Raw genomic sequence first — 14,307 nt, 5'->3', positions numbered from 1 at the left:
GCGCCGATGCGCTTCACGTTCCCCGAGGAGGCGCCGGTGTCCGGGGTGTGGGACGGGAGGTGCTCGAGGTGGACCCGCCGCGGGTCTACATGTTCCGGTGGAACCAGGACGTGCTGCGGTTCGAGCTGATCCCGGACGGCGACGGTTGCCGGCTGGTGTTCACCCAGACGATCAGCGGCGGCCGGGTCGGCCGGCTCGGCGCGGGCCGCACCGCCGCCGGGTGGGACGCGTGCCTGGACTCGCTGGCCGCGCAGCTCGCCGGCGAGGCCGCGGCGCCGGTCGAGGACTGGCTGGCCAGGATGGAGCGCTACATCGCCGAGTTCGGCCTCGGCGAGGGCGAGGTTCGCTTGGTGGACAACGGTTTCGAGTTGCATTTCGCCCGGGACCTGGTGTGGACGCCGGTCGGGACGGTGTGGGCACTGCTCGTCGAGGACTCACCGCTCGAGGCCGAACCGCCGGTGCGGGCCACCAACGAGCACGTCCCGGCCGGCCGGCTCACCCGGGTGGAGGCGCCGCGCGTGCTGGAGTACGAGTGGCTGCACGAGGGCACACCGGCCGGCCGGGTGTGCTGGACGATCGAGTCGGAACCGGAACTCAGCGTGCGGGTCGAGCTGACCCAGTCCGTGCCGGCCGAGCTCGCCGGCCTGCGCGCCGCCGCGCTCGCCGCGTGGCACGTGCACCTGGAGCTGTTCTTCGCGGCCGTGCAGGGCGACGTCCGGTGCCCGTGGCCACGGGACCGGGTCGAGGAGTTGACCAAGCACTACGACAGCACGCTCTGAGGCGGTGGACCGCGCGGGCAACGGCGGTTGCCCGCGCGGACGGCCACAGGGGCGGTTCCGGGACCGGCGGTGGGCCAGACACTGGGACTGAAGTGTGCGCGCCGAGGTCCGGTCTGGGGGTGCGGGGTGAAGGCACCGGTACGGGACCGGACGGCGGGGCGTACCGGAGCGCGCCAGCCGCCGCGGCCGCGTCCCCGGCCGGTGCATCCGATGCTCGGGCAGCCGCTCACCCCGGAGATCGTGCAGCGGCTGCAGCAGACGGCGGGTAACGCGGCGACCGCGCGGCTGCTGGCCGCGGTCCCGGTGCAGCGCCTGACCCGGCCGGCAGCGACGGCGACGCCGAAGTTCCGAATGTTGACATCCGACATTCGGGGCAAGCAGAAACACCTGAGCGCGCATCCGCCGGCGCGGACCGAGGCCACGGCATCCCAGGCCGCGGCGAAGGCACCCCCGGACGACAAGCTGGCGCAGGGCAAGGCGGCGAACGCGGAGAAGATGAACGCCGCCAAGCCGGGCAAGTTCGACAAGGCGGGGTTCGTCCGGGCGGTCAACGCGGCGATCGCGGCGCAGGCGCCGGCGAACCTCGACGAGGCGGACAAGTTCGGCGGCTCCGGGAAGGCCGCCGCGGTCAAGGGGCAGGTGCAGGGCCAGGTCGGGGCCGGCAAGAAGGCGTCCGCCGGGGCGATCGAGTCGGCCACGAAAGCACCGCCGGACACCGCGCAGGCCAAGGACAAGCCGGTGACGCCGCTGCGCCCGGACCAGCCGCCGCCGGCACCCGCCACCCCGGACCCGGGGAAGGCCGTGCCGGACGCCGCGCCGGCCTCGGCCACCGACTTCTCGGCCGGGCCCAAGCAGGTCAACGACCAGATGGCGCAGGCCGACGTCACCGAGCAGCAGCTCGCCAAGTCCAACGAACCGGAGTTCACCGGGGCGCTGACGGCCAAGAAGAAGGGCGAGCAGCACGCCGCGACCGCACCCGGCGTCGTGCGCGCGGCCGAGCGGCAGACGCTGACCGGTGCGCGGGCGCAGGCGGCACAGGCCGGGACCGCCGCGATGACCGCGCTGGCCACGAATCGCCGGCAGGCCGGCGCCAAGGTGACCGCCGGCAAGCAGGGTGCCAAGGGCCGGGACGAGGCGCGGCGCGCGCAGGTCACCGCGCGGCTGCAGAAGGTTTTCGACGGCACCAAGAAGGACGTCGAGGAGATCCTCACCGGGCTCGACAAGAAGGTGGACACCGCGTTCACCGCCGGCGAGAAGGCCGCGCGGGACGGGTTCACCGCCGAGCACAAGCGGCGCATGGACGAGTACAAGGACCGGCGGTACTCGGGTTTCACCGGAAAGCTGCGCTGGGTCAAGGACAAGTTCTCCGGGCTGCCGGCCGAGGCGAACGAGATCTTCGTGCAGGCCCGCAAGGGCTATGTCGACCGTATGCAGCAGGTCATCTCCGAGGTCGCCGACGTCATCGGCGCCGAGCTGAACCGGGCGAAGCAGCGCATCGCGACCGGCCGCGCGGAGCTGAAGGCCGAAGTGGCCAAGCTGGACCCGGACCTGCGCGCGATCGGCAACGAGGCCGCGAACGAGTTCGCCGGGAAGTTCGACGAGCTCACCGAATCCGTCGACGCCAAGGGAAACGAGCTCGTCCAGACCCTGGCGACGCGCTACAACGAGGCGCTGAAATCCGTCGACGAGGAGATCTCCGCGGAGAAGGAGAAGAACAAAGGCCTGATCGCCAAGGCCGTCGACGCGGTCAAGGGTGTCATCGACACGATCTTGAAGCTCAAGGACATGCTGCTCAATGTCCTGGCCCGGGCGGCGTCCGCGGTGATGGCGATCATCAAGGACCCGATCGGCTTCCTCGGCAAGCTGGTCTCCGCGGTCGGCTCGGGGCTGCGGGCGTTCCTCGCCAACATCGGCGAGCACCTGAAGAAGGGGCTGGTCGGCTGGCTCATGGGGGCCATGGCCTCCGCCGGCCTGCAACTGCCGGCGAAGTTCGACCTGCGCGGCATCTTCCTGATGATCGGCTCGCTGCTGGGCCTGACCTGGGCCGCCATCCGCGGCCGGATCGTCTCCCGCGGGGTGCCGGAGCAGGCCATGGGCGCGGTCGAGCAGTCCGTCCCGGTCGTACAGAAGCTCCAGTCCGAAGGCGTCGGCGGCCTCTGGGAGCAGATCAAGGAGAAGGTCGGCGACCTCAAGGCCAACCTGTTCGGCAAGATCAGCGAGTACCTCATCCCGACCGTGCTGATCGCCGGCATCACCTGGATCATCTCCCTCCTCAACCCGGCCTCGGCGTTCGTCAAGGCCTGCAAGATGATCGTCGACATCGTCACGTTCATCGTCGAGCGCGGCGCCCAGATCATCCAATTCGTCAACTCCGTGCTGGACGCCATCATCGCCATCGCCGGCGGCGGCACCGGCGGCGTCGGCGCCCTCATCGAGAACGCGCTCTCCCGCTCCATCCCGGTGCTGATCGGCGCCCTGGCCGCCATCCTCGGCATCGGCGGCATCGCCGACAAGGTCAAGAAGTTCATCCAGTCCCTCGCCAAACCCGTCATGAAGGCGGTCGACTGGGTGGTCGACAAAGTCGTCAAACTCGGTAAGTCCATCTGGGCGAAACTGAAGGGAGCCGGGAGAAAGCTGCGAGACAAGTTCGGCGGAAAGGGGTCGGACCGCGGCGGCGAGCAGGGTCCGGTGACCGCACCGAGGAGGTTGGTGGAGCCGGCCGAGCTGAACGTCAACGAAATCAACCCAAGCCTCGGCAACGAGCTCAAACATGCGCGGTCGGGCCAGACCATCTACCAGAAGGGCGGGGATCCCAAACAGGTCACCGAGCAGATCCTGGCCCAGCACGGCGACGCCCGGTTCGATCGATCGAGTGCGACACTCACGCTGCCAAAAGTGTCCGGCCTCGGCCAGAGCGCGAACCTCGAGGGGGTCGGCGCGCAGGTGGCCAGCCAGACCGGCGTGTCCAAGGTGACCATCGAGAAGAAGCAGGATCACGCCGAGGTCTTCGCCACGATCAACCCGACGGTCAAGGTCGCCAGAATCACGGGGCTGCCGACCGACGAGGCCATTCTCCGTATTGCGATAGCCCAGAAGGGAATCGTCGAATTCCTGAAGGCGATGGCGGGCGGCGCCACGTTGTCGGTCACTCAGGACGGCGTGTCGGGCACGATCGGCCTCGCCGACTTCGAGGCCGCCTGGACCAAGCAGTCCAATGTGGACTACATCAAGGACAAGTTCCGGGATGCATTGGACGGGCACCACGAGTGGATTCCGAGCAACTATATCCTCGCCGTGACCAAGCGCGCCAGCGCTCTCGCGGGGGAAGGCCCCAAGTGGATCGACCTCCAGCACGAGCTACGCAGCGAGACGTTCCGCATCGTCTTCTCCCCCGCCATGGCCAAGCCCAAAACCGTCAAGGACACGGTGCCCGGCGGTACCGCCATCGAGGAGTACAGCGTGCCGAGCGGGCACGTCGGCGCGGTCTATTACAAGGGCGTCCAGCAGACGAAGGGCGAGCGTGCGTTCCACACCAGCCTGCGCGGCGCGTTCGAGCGGAATACGACGGTCCAGGCGACGGCGCAGGCGGTACTGGCGCTAGCCCGGCAGTGGGTGTGGGACGGGGCGGCCATGCTCCCCGGCATCCACCCGGAGTGCCGGGACCGGGAAGGCAATCAAGTAACATCGGCCAGCCAGGCGGCGCACGTCACCGCGATCGAAGGTCACTTCACGAAGTTCACGACGTGACGGGTAGCGAGAATGTTCGAGTTCGACTTTGAGCAGTATGCCACCAGGGGCGACCGCGCCGATGCCGAATCATGGGTCGAGGCGTCTGATCTCGGAGCCGAGCACAAGGCCGACCTGCGCCAGTTCATTGCGAACTTCTCCGCACTCGAGTTCGTGCGGGACCACGACGAGTTGTACGACGAGCTCGAAGCGGCCGATCAGGTCACATTGCCGCGATGGCTGCGCCAGGTGCGGACGACGCTCGCGTTCGTACATCCGCCGATGCGGGTGCGCGTCGACGACTACATCCATCTCTGCCCGCGCTCCGAGAGCGTCGAGAAGGTCTGGTATGAGCTCCGGCTCGGATATGCTGATGAGGAGCAGCGCGAGCTTTTCCACGACGAGGCCGAGGTTTACCCGATCGGCTCGTGGTGGGGCACGGATCGCTCCTATCTCGCGATCGACTTGAAAGATCATGATGACGAGCGGATCTTCGAGTTCGCGAGCGAGGACCTGCTGGACAACTCGATCGACGGCCGGCCCGTGCGCGGCTCGCTCTACCCGGTTTTCGATTCGTACGCGCAGTTCCTGGCACACATCGTCGAGGGCCGGCGGCCGGACGGCACCATGGTACCGATGCGCCGGTCGTGAGCCGTCCGGCTACTCGGCAGGGTCGTTTCAGGAACGATTGCGACGAAAGCGTCCTTTGGCACGCTGGGCGCGACGAAGGACGCTTTCGTCGCATTGCTTCTGCACCACAGGCGTACCTGGCACCACAACAGTCCCACCAGCAACGATGTCGATCAAGGGTGCCTCCACCGACCTCCCGAGTGCACAAACGATCTTGAACAGCCGAGGCTACTCGGACGCTTCCTCTTCCTCGCCCTCGCGCTGGACGTAGGTCTGGGCGGCGGGCTCCTCCTGCTCGCCTTCTTCGGGTGCCGGCCCCTCACGCTGGGCGGTCACCTCGGTGGTGCCGTCCGAGCAGCGCTGGACCGGGGACGCGGGGGCGGCAGGTTGGGACAGGACGTGGTCGGCGTTGGTGGAGGCTTCGCGTTCGAAGCGGTCGGCGGGGTCGCTGAGTTTGATGCCGCCGCCGGCTTCGGTGCCGTCGACGGGACCGCTGCGTTGCTGGACGACGTGGGTGAGCTCGTGGGCGAGCATGTGGCGGCCGGAGTCGGAGCCGGGGTCGAACTTGTCCTGCTGGAACACGATGTCCGAGCCGACCGTGTAGGCCTGGGCGTTGACCGAGCGGGCCGACTCGTGCGCGGCGCCGTCGGTGTGCACCCGGACGTCGCCGAAGTCCTGGCCGAAGCGGGACTCCATGTCGGCCCGGGTGGCATTGTCGAGGGGGGCGCCGCCGCCGGAGTTGACGACGTCGTGCACCGGCGAACGATCCTCTTCGACCAATGTTGACATTCCGGCATTGCCGACGGCGCGCTGCAGATCGAGCAGGCCGGCCGGGCCCAGCACGTCCGGGCGGCCCGCGGCGGCGGCGCGGCCCAGCAGTGCCGACTCGTCCCGTTCGATGCGGTCGCCCTTGGGGCGCAACGTCGTCTCGAGATCCTGGTCGTGGCCGTGTCCGCGCATCCTGGCCCCTCACCTGAGCGCGCTTGCGAGCACGTCGACAAGCGCTCCGTCACAGCGTCGTCCCCCGCGAGCGTGCCGTGCCGGAGCCGCCGCCGCCAGAGGCAGGCGAACGCCCGCGCGGGCAATCCGGCTTGCCCCCGCGGACGGTGACTTCTCCGACCGGAACGCCGCGGCAATCTGGTCACCGGCCGGACAGAAAGTTTCCACATTGTGGTCGAATCTTCATTTGCACGGGATGTATCACGGGGCGTCGACGAACCCTCCGTGTACTTGAGTATTCGACCATTACCCCAAACGGGTTGTTTCGGCGCCCAGGTGGAAACGGGCTGTCGAAACTCGGCGATACGAAGGGATGCGGAGAGGGGGGACGTGGGCCAGAAACGGGTCATGTCGTATCGGACGGAGAGTCGCGGTTCCGACCGGGAACGCCTGCGGATCCGCCGGGACATCCACGACGGGCTCGGCCCGATCCTCACCGGCATGGCGTTCGGCCTGCGGGCCGCGCGGAACCTGCTGCGCCGCGACACCGACTCGGCCGAGCGGCTGCTGGCCCAGCTCGAGGACGAGCTCTACGACGCCATCGCGGAGCTGCGCCGGCTGACCGACGACAGCCACCCGGGTGTGCTGGAACGCTGCGGGCTCGTCGAAGCAATTCACCTGCACGCCATGGCGCTGAGCAGCCGGGTGTCCGGTGCCGGCGAGCAGCTCGAGATCGAGGTGAACTCGCTCGGCGACCTGTCCGTGCTGACCCCGCCGGTGCGGGTCGCCGCGTACCGGATCACCTGCGAGGCGCTCACCAACATGGTCCGGCATTCCCGCGCGCGGTCCTGCGTCGTGTGGATCCGGCTCAACGGCCACCTGCAGGTGGAGATCGCCGACGACGGCGTGGGCCTGCCCAGCGGCGAGCTGCCCGTCTGGTCGGGGGTGGGGCTGCGATCCATGCGGGACCGGGCCCTCGAGCTCGGCGGCGGGTGGTCCATCGAGCCCGGCATGTTCGGCGGAACCAAGATCGTGGCGACGCTCCCGGTCGACGAGGAATGAACCGATGCCGGCGCCGCGACGGATTCTCATCGTGGACGACCATTCCACGTTCCGGCTCGGCCTGACCGCGCTGCTCAACTCCGAACCGGGTCTGCAGGTGGTGGGCGAGGCGGCGACCGGCACGCAGGCGGTGGCCGCGGTGGCGGCGCTGCGCCCGGACGTGGTCGTCATGGACCTCAATATGCCGGGGCTCGGCGGCATCGAGGCCACCCAGCGGATCGTGCAGCAGCAGCCGAACGTCGGCGTGCTCGTGCTCACCATGTTCGACGACGAGCATGTTTTCGCCGCGATGCGCGCCGGTGCGCGCGGATACATTCTGAAAACCGCCCAGCACGCGGAAATCGTGCGCGCGGTGCGGGCGGTCGGCGACGGTGAAGTGATCTTCGGTCAGCCCGTGGCGGACCAGGTGCGCACGTTCTTCGCCACCGCGCCACCGCCGCACGGCGAGCTGGTCGAGCTGACCGCGCGGGAACGGGAGGTGCTCACCCTCATGGTGCGCGGCGAGAGCAACGCGGCCATCGCCCGAATCCTTGTGGTGAGCCCGAAAACCGTGCGCAACCACATCACCAGCATCTTCCGCAAGCTCGACGTCGCCGACCGCGAGCAGGCGATCCTGCGGGCCCATGAATCAGGCCTGCGGTGACCCAGACCGGTCCCAGTTCGCCTGGGACCCGTGGCTGGGACCCGATGGTCCAAACGGGACCAGATGGGACAGCGGTCCCATGGTTTCGCGCGGGTCGGGCATTCAGGATGGAACGCACACGGAAGCCATCACCGGCCTGGCGGGAGGGCCCGACATGAGTTCCGATCAGATCCCCGTTGTGCTGCACGCGACGGACGTCATCACCCGGGCCGGGGTCGTCTCGGCACTGCGCTCCCGGCCGGAGATCCGGCTGGTCGAGGGGGAAACCGAGGAGCAGGACCAGCGCACGGTGGTGCTGGTCGTGGCCGAGCGCTGGGACGAGCCGGCGCGGCAGCTGTTCCGCCGCCTGCAGGTGCAGGGTTGCGGCAGCGTCGTGCTGGTGGCCGGCGACATGAGCGACTCGGACCTGCTCGAGGTGGTGAGCATCGGCGTGTCCGCGGTGATCCGCCGGGCCGAGGCCACCCCGGACACGCTGGTGCGGCTGATCAAGGCGACCGCGGCCGGCGACGGCGCGCTGCCGCCGGACCTGCTGGCCCGGTTGCTCAACCGGGTTTCCCGGCTGCAGAGCCAGGTTCTGCACCCGCGCGGGTGGGACTTGGCCGGGGTCTCGGTGCGCGAGGCCGAGGTGCTGCGGATGGTGGCCGAGGGCCTGGAGACCCGGGAGATCGCCGAGCGGCTCTGCTACTCGCAGCGCACCGTCAAAGGGATCCTGCACGACGTCACCAGCCGCTTCCAGCTCCGCAACCGGGCGCACGCGGTGGCGTTCGCCCTGCGGGAGGGCCTGATCTGACAGTCGTTCCACACAGTGCACACCGCGCGGGCCGGCGGTGTCTGGACTGACGAGCAGCGCAGGGAGCGAGGAACGAGCGACCGAGCAGCGCAGGAGGGAAGACATCGCGTCAAGGCCCGCGCACGCGAGCGGAGCGAGCAAATTCAACACTGCTCAGCCTTCGACACGGCCGGAGAAGGTCACCGCGGGCGTGCAGTTCCCTTTGTCGGCAGGGTTCTGGCAGCTGACCTGGAGCAGAATCCGCTCGCCGGGACGGATCCGCAGCGCCTCGACCCAGTGCTCGTCGAGGTCCCGGAAGTTGGCGAGACCGACCTCCAGCAGGATCTGGTTCCCGTTCGCGGTGCCGCGGACGATGCGCAGGGTTCCCGCGTCACCACGCGGGTTCTGCAGAATGGCGTCGGTGATGACCAGCGTCTTGTCGGCCGGCGAGGCGAACGGGACCTCGGTGAAGCCCGTGAGGTTGGTGGTGCTCCGCACGTTCGCGGCGATCCGGAAGTCGGTGGGAGTGCTGGGCGGGGCGGACGTTCTCACCGGCCCGCCGGGCGTTCCGGGGCTGCCCGGTGTGGACGTCGCGCCGGGCACCGGAAGCCCCACCGCGCCCATCGCGTCCTCAGAGTTCTTCTTCGCTTGCCCGGACTCCTGTTTGGCCGTATCGGCCTGCTGCTTCGCTTCCTGGGCGGCCTGTTTGACCTCGGCGGCCTGGCGCGCGGCGGCGTCGCCCGCGGCCGACCGCACCGCCGGGCGGAGCACCGTCCACCACAGTCCCACGATCAGCAGCGCCGCAGCGGCCACCGCGATCAGCGCCGGCACCAACCATTTCGGCAGCAGCTGCCGCTGCACCAGGGTGGCCTCGGCGACGACCGGCGGGCGTTCCGCGGCCATCGCCGCCACTTCGAACCGGTGCCGCACCGGCTGCCCGCGCAGGAACCGGTCCCGCGGGCGAGCGCGTAGCTTGACGATCTCGGTGGTGTCCGGGTCGAGGACCACCTCGTTGCGACTGAACCGGAAGTCCAGCTCGCCCTCCGGGTCGGTGGCGTCGAGCCGAACGGCCACCGGGTAGTTGCCGCGGTTGTCCAGCGCCACCTTGAACTTCCCGCGGGTCGCGGCCTCCACCTTGGGCGGCACGACCTCGGCGGCGAGCTCGGCGAACGCGGCGATCTCGATGACGCCTTCCTCCACCACCGAGCCCTCGGGGTCCTCCTGCGAGGTCACCCGCACGCCGAACGGCGCGGTGCCGGCCGGAATCGAGGCGGAACGCGGTGGCGCGAACCGGATGGTGACCGTGGTCGCCTCCTGCGGCACGAGGTTGACCACCGAGGGCTCGGCCGTCGCCCACGCACCCGGCTGACCGACCACCTCGATCACGAACTGGTCGACGACCCCGCCGGAGTTGCGGACCACGACCGGGCAGGTGACCTCCTGCCCGCCCTCGACCACCAGCCGCGTGGTGGACAGCGTCGCTGTTGCGCCCATGTGCCAACTCTCCTCAGTAGGAACGGGATCGGGTAGGAGCGGACGGGAAATGGCCCGGACGTTCGGTCTTGCACGGACGGGCAATACTTCTCATCGGACGATGAAGGTCTTGGGTTTGAGCGCGCGGGACACGACGAGGAACGGGTTCGCCGGCACGTCACCGAACTTCGGACCGGTCACCGAGATGGCCGAGAGCACCCGCAAGCCCCTGGCATCCTTGGGGAAGATCAGCACCTGCGCGTCGATGGTGCCGTCCGGCCCGACCGTCACCTCACCGGGGTTGTCCGAGATCCCGATCGACCACTTGAGCTGAACCCTTGCACCGGCGGGGAAATTCTTGCCAATGGCGCGGGTGACGAAGCCCTGCGGGCCGATCGTGGGATCCACGGTCAGGGTTGGCTGCAGAATGGTGATCCGCGCCCTGGTGAGGTTGTCGGAGGCGTCGACGTCCGGCCCCTCAGTGGTCAGCACCGCGGACAGCGACTGGTCGAGTGGCGCGTCGACCGCGAAGGTGAGCGTGACCTGAACGGTTTGGCCGGGTACCAGCGTGCCGAGGTTACAGGTGCTCGCGCAGCCAGCCGGGAAGGTGCTCTTGGGCTGCAGTCCGGCGGGCAGCGTGGTGGTCAGACGGACCGACTCCATCGCGAATACTCCACCGTTTCGCACGGTGAACGTGACCACGACCGGGTCGCCGCCGACGAAACCGGGTGCCGGGTTGACGAACGTGGCCAGCGACAGGGCCCCCTGGCGTGGCTTCAGTTCGAGCGAGGTTCGTACGACCACCGGATTTTCGTGATCGTTGTCGTTGACGGTAAGGATCAGGGTGTAGAGCCCGGGGTCCCGGCATGTGATCACAGTGGACAGTTGCTGTGGTTTGTCGATCTGGCAGACTGTGCCGGTGACGGGCACGACCGTCCAGGTCGTGATCAGGCCCGGGCTGTCCGGGTCGACGACGGTTCCCTTGATGGGCACCGGAGTGTGGTCCAACCCGGTGTACGGCCCGCCAGCGGAGACCACGGGTTCAGCGTTGACCACCGTCAGCTTCGTCGTCGCGATGACCGGCGGATGCTTGCCATCATTCACGCTCAGGGTGAGGTCGAAGACGCCGTGACCGGTGCAGGTGACCGTCGTAGCGAGCTTGGTCTCATCGGCAAACGTGCACGGGACACCCTCGGGGACGGACCATTTGATGGTGAGCTGGGGGTCGTCCGGGTCGGTCGCCGTGCCCTTGATCGGTATCGGCTGGTTCTGCGGCCCGGTGTACGGTCCGCCCGCGGAGACCGTCGGCGGCGTGTTGATCACCGTCAGCGTGGTCCTCGCGACGACCGGCGGATGGTGGCCGTCGCTCACGCTCAAGGCGAGGTCGAACGTGCCGGGCGCGGTGCAGGTGACCGATGTGGACAGTTTGGTGTCATCGGCGAAGGTGCACGGTGTGCCTGCCGGCAGCGACCACTTGACGGTGAACTGCGTGTCGTCCAGGTCGGTCACCGTACCCGTGATCGTCTTCGGCTGATCCTCCTGCGCGGTGTACGGCCCACCCGTGCTCACCACTGGCGCCGCGTTGACAGTCACGGTGTGGCAGTCCTCGACGGTGTCCTCGTCTCGGCCCACCTTCCCGGTGGCCAGCACGCACAGCCTGTGCCGGCCCGATGCCAGTGGATCCGTGGTGACGCTGTAGTTCACGCCCGGACCGGGCCGCGGCAGCGGGGGGTCCACCGTGATCGGCTGGGCTTGGCCGTCAACGGTGAGCTTGAGCTCCGTGATTTGGGGGACGATGACGCCGGGAATGATGCCGGGCAGTCTGCTGAGGTCCGGCACTGGCGTGCAGATGCCTCCTGTCTTGTCGGCGATCCGCTGCAGGGTGATGGCCCCCACGGCATTCGAGCCGCAGGTGTTCCCGGGTCCGATCGCGAACGTGTGGTAGATGACCCCGGCGGGCCGGTTGGTCAGCAGATCTTCGACCGGGGTGGAGGCGCCGTTCTGACCATCCGACATGAACACCACGATCCGGTGTGGATCGCCAGAAGTGCCGATCGCGGCGTTGGCCGCCTTGACACCCTCGGCAAAGCTGGTGCTGCCGCCCGCGGCCAGCGGCTGGAACAGGCCGACGCCGCCGGGCGGGCCGGGCCGGTCCGGGTCACGCGTCCGGTTGTACACCGATTCGAGCACCTCGTTCATGTCGCGGAGGCCGTTGTCGTTCCGGTCGGCACCCGGCTCCGTCAGCCGCTGACTCGGGTCCACGTAGTCATTAGGCGGAGGCAGATTCCCGGGCGGCACGACATCCGCGACCTTTCCCAGTGCACCGAAGACGGTGACGCCCACCTTGCTCACCGTGTGAGCGTCGACCGCCTGGTCGTTCAGCCGCCTGGCGGCGGCGATCTCGCAGTCGACGATGTCGTTGATCGGGTTCCCGTCGGCATCCCTGGCGTCGTCGTGGTTCTCGTCGACACTGCAGCCGGTGACCGCCGTTGTCGCCGTGCTGCCCGAGACGTCCAGTACGTAGTCGAGCGACGTGTCGGCGGTTGGAACCGCATCACCGATCTCGGCGCGGCCGGTGACTGTGACCGGGCCCGGCGGAAGAATCGCGCCGTCCGCGGGGGAATTGATGGTGACCGCGAGTCTGATGCCGCCGGGCAGCGTCTTCTCTGCTGCCGTCGCGGGGAAGGGAACGGCTGACGCGCCGAGCAGGATCAGGATCGGCACCAGGGCCAGAGGGCGTAACACCGGGACTCCTCTCACTTTTCTGGTTCGAAGAGTTCGATTTCGGAGATTGCCACGGTGTTGCCTTTTTCGGAGCGGTGGAGGGCGACGATGTGGATCTCGATGCTGGTGGTGCCGGCGCTTTCCCCGATGGTGACGGTCTGCGGGTCGGGGGTGTCGGCGAGGTTGACGTCGAACGTGTGGCCGGTGGTGTAGACCAGGTGGAGTTTGGCCGGGCGGTGCGTCGAGGAGAAGTCGGCGGCGTTGCCGCTGCGGACGATGGCCTGGCGGACGTCGACCGGTTTGTCGAAGGACAGCACCAGGACGGGCTCGGGAGTCGGTGGTACGGCCCAGAACGTGTTGCGCGCGTTGTCGGCGGCGAGGCCGGCGGCATGGTCCGGGACCGCGGCGGTGGCGGTCACCTTGGTGGGCCGGGCGGGGACGAGCTTGTTGGAGAACTGGCGGGTCACCCAGCTCTTGAACGTCCGGGCCTCGGTGTTGACGCCGGAGCGGAACGGCGGCACCGCGGCGTAGAGGATGCCGGCGAACGCCACCAGCACCAGGAACAGCCGGCTGACCACCCGGGCAGCGGTGCGCCAGGGACGGCCGCCACGGGCGCGGGGCCGGACGCCGAGCTGGCGCTTCGCGCGCCGGCGGCGGCCGAACAGCCAGGAGAACAGCCGGCGCCACCAGGACTGGCGCACGGTTTCCGCGTCCGCCAGGGAGTTCCCGCACCGGCGGCAGAACCGCCGGGTGGGTTCGTTGCCCGCGCCGCAGTTGCCGCAGATGAGGTCGCCGGGCAGGAGCGGGCGCGGTGGGGTGGTGACCGGCGCCGGGGCACGCAGCACGCGCTCGTCGGTCGGCTGCTGCACGGCGGGTTGCTCCGCACCCGGCGCCGCGGCCGCAGCCGCGACCGGGGCGGGCTCCTCGGCCCGCCAGTTCAGGAACGTGCCGCACCGGCCGCAGAACTCGGTGTCCGGCGGGTTGCCCTCGCCACAGTTGGCACACGTGATCATGTACCTGCCCCCTTCGGCAGAACTTCGACGGTGACCGCGACATGCGCGGGAACGGCCTCGGCGACGGCCGTACGAAGCGCCGCTTGGTCCACAGTGGACGGATCGGCGACGCGCACCCGGACCAGCACCCGGGCCGGGTCGGAGCCGGGCAGCGGGCCGTTGGGCCGGGGCGAGGACACGCAGCCGCCGCTGTCCTCGACCTCCACCTCGCCGCCGGACAGCAGCCGCACCTGGGTGGCGATCCCCCATCTGGTGCCCCGCCAGCGATGCAGACTCACCGCGTGCTTGACCAGCTCCCGCCGCTGGGCCGGCGTCCAGCCCTCGTCGACGTCGAGCGCCACCCAGCTGGTCAGCCAGTCCAGGAAGTCGGCCGGCGCCAGGTTCGGGTCGAGGTAGTCGGCGAACCCGTCGAGCACGGCGATCACCGGGGCGAGCACCTCGTCCAGCGCGGAGGTGAACCGCAGCGTGAACCCGTCGTCGAGGTAGATCGCCGGCAGCCGGTCCCCGATGGGATGCCGGACCGGCACGGTGGTCGCGGTGCGCACGCCG

Annotated in this window: 11 protein-coding genes; 6 read left to right on the top strand and 5 right to left on the bottom strand. The window is 69.2% G+C overall.

The genetic code is table 11. The features are described from left to right. The 3 genes from VGR06_RS36295 to VGR06_RS36285 all read left to right on the top strand — a co-directional run. A partial coding sequence (locus VGR06_RS36295) for an SRPBCC domain-containing protein (protein WP_327563742.1) occupies positions 1–779 on the top strand: 779 nt, incomplete at its 5' end. Positions 780–989: 210 nt separating this feature from the next. Beyond that, entirely contained in the window at positions 990–4,526 is a 3,537-nt protein-coding gene (locus VGR06_RS36290; RefSeq protein WP_327563741.1) for a hypothetical protein, read from the top strand. Positions 4,527–4,538: 12 nt separating this feature from the next. Beyond that, a complete protein-coding gene (locus VGR06_RS36285) occupies positions 4,539–5,156 on the top strand; it encodes a hypothetical protein (protein WP_327563740.1) in 618 nt (205 codons plus the stop codon). Between the two features lie 207 nt (positions 5,157–5,363). Here VGR06_RS36285 and VGR06_RS36280 read toward each other — a convergent pair whose 3' ends face one another. Continuing rightward, positions 5,364–6,095 carry a DUF4157 domain-containing protein gene (locus VGR06_RS36280; RefSeq protein WP_327563739.1) on the bottom strand — a complete coding sequence of 244 codons (732 nt, stop codon included), beginning with the start codon at positions 6,093–6,095 and terminating at the stop codon, positions 5,364–5,366. 387 nt (positions 6,096–6,482) lie between these two features. Between VGR06_RS36280 and VGR06_RS36275 the strand changes: the two genes are divergently transcribed. The 3 genes from VGR06_RS36275 (at position 6,483) to VGR06_RS36265 (ending at position 8,569) form a co-directional block, all read left to right on the top strand. Then, positions 6,483–7,136, top strand: coding sequence for a sensor histidine kinase (locus tag VGR06_RS36275; protein WP_327563738.1), 654 nt, complete (start codon positions 6,483–6,485; stop codon positions 7,134–7,136). A gap of 4 nt (positions 7,137–7,140) precedes the next feature. Next, on the top strand, positions 7,141–7,779 hold the full coding sequence (locus VGR06_RS36270; protein ID WP_327563737.1) for a response regulator transcription factor: 639 nt from the start codon (positions 7,141–7,143) through the stop codon (positions 7,777–7,779). Between the two features lie 154 nt (positions 7,780–7,933). Further along, on the top strand, positions 7,934–8,569 hold the full coding sequence (locus tag VGR06_RS36265; protein WP_327563736.1) for a response regulator transcription factor: 636 nt from the start codon (positions 7,934–7,936) through the stop codon (positions 8,567–8,569). Positions 8,570–8,722: 153 nt separating this feature from the next. Here VGR06_RS36265 and VGR06_RS36260 read toward each other — a convergent pair whose 3' ends face one another. The 4 genes from VGR06_RS36260 to VGR06_RS36245 form a co-directional block, all read right to left on the bottom strand. Beyond that, entirely contained in the window at positions 8,723–10,042 is a 1,320-nt protein-coding gene (locus VGR06_RS36260; protein WP_327563735.1) for a hypothetical protein, read from the bottom strand. 90 nt (positions 10,043–10,132) lie between these two features. Continuing rightward, entirely contained in the window at positions 10,133–12,766 is a 2,634-nt protein-coding gene (locus VGR06_RS36255) for a hypothetical protein (protein WP_327563734.1), read from the bottom strand. An 11-nt stretch (positions 12,767–12,777) separates the two neighbouring features. After that, positions 12,778–13,758: a zinc ribbon domain-containing protein gene (locus tag VGR06_RS36250; protein WP_327563733.1), complete on the bottom strand. Its 981-nt coding sequence runs from the start codon at positions 13,756–13,758 to the stop codon at positions 12,778–12,780. Further along, positions 13,755–14,303: a phage tail protein gene (locus VGR06_RS36245; RefSeq protein ID WP_327563732.1), complete on the bottom strand. Its 549-nt coding sequence runs from the start codon at positions 14,301–14,303 to the stop codon at positions 13,755–13,757. The genes VGR06_RS36250 and VGR06_RS36245 overlap by 4 nt, the downstream gene beginning before the upstream one ends. Positions 14,304–14,307 lie beyond the last annotated feature (4 nt).

The organism is Actinophytocola sp. (assembly GCF_036002505.1).
Lineage (GTDB): Bacteria > Actinomycetota > Actinomycetes > Mycobacteriales > Pseudonocardiaceae > DASYTH01.
Note: the sequence above shows the minus strand (reverse complement) of the source record. Positions and strands in the feature narration are given on the sequence as shown.

Bases quoted from the DNA above. Each gene is read 5' to 3' on its own strand.
- VGR06_RS36290 (WP_327563741.1), top strand. From the start codon at position 990: ATGCTCGGGCAGCCGCTCACCCCGGAGATCGTGCAGCGGCTGCAGCAG.
- VGR06_RS36285 (WP_327563740.1), top strand. From the start codon at position 4,539: ATGTTCGAGTTCGACTTTGAGCAGTATGCCACCAGGGGCGACCGCGCC.
- VGR06_RS36280 (WP_327563739.1), bottom strand. From the start codon at position 6,095: ATGCGCGGACACGGCCACGACCAGGATCTCGAGACGACGTTGCGCCCC.
- VGR06_RS36275 (WP_327563738.1), top strand. From the start codon at position 6,483: ATGTCGTATCGGACGGAGAGTCGCGGTTCCGACCGGGAACGCCTGCGG.
- VGR06_RS36270 (WP_327563737.1), top strand. From the start codon at position 7,141: ATGCCGGCGCCGCGACGGATTCTCATCGTGGACGACCATTCCACGTTC.
- VGR06_RS36265 (WP_327563736.1), top strand. From the start codon at position 7,934: ATGAGTTCCGATCAGATCCCCGTTGTGCTGCACGCGACGGACGTCATC.
- VGR06_RS36260 (WP_327563735.1), bottom strand. From the start codon at position 10,042: ATGGGCGCAACAGCGACGCTGTCCACCACGCGGCTGGTGGTCGAGGGC.
- VGR06_RS36250 (WP_327563733.1), bottom strand. From the start codon at position 13,758: ATGATCACGTGTGCCAACTGTGGCGAGGGCAACCCGCCGGACACCGAG.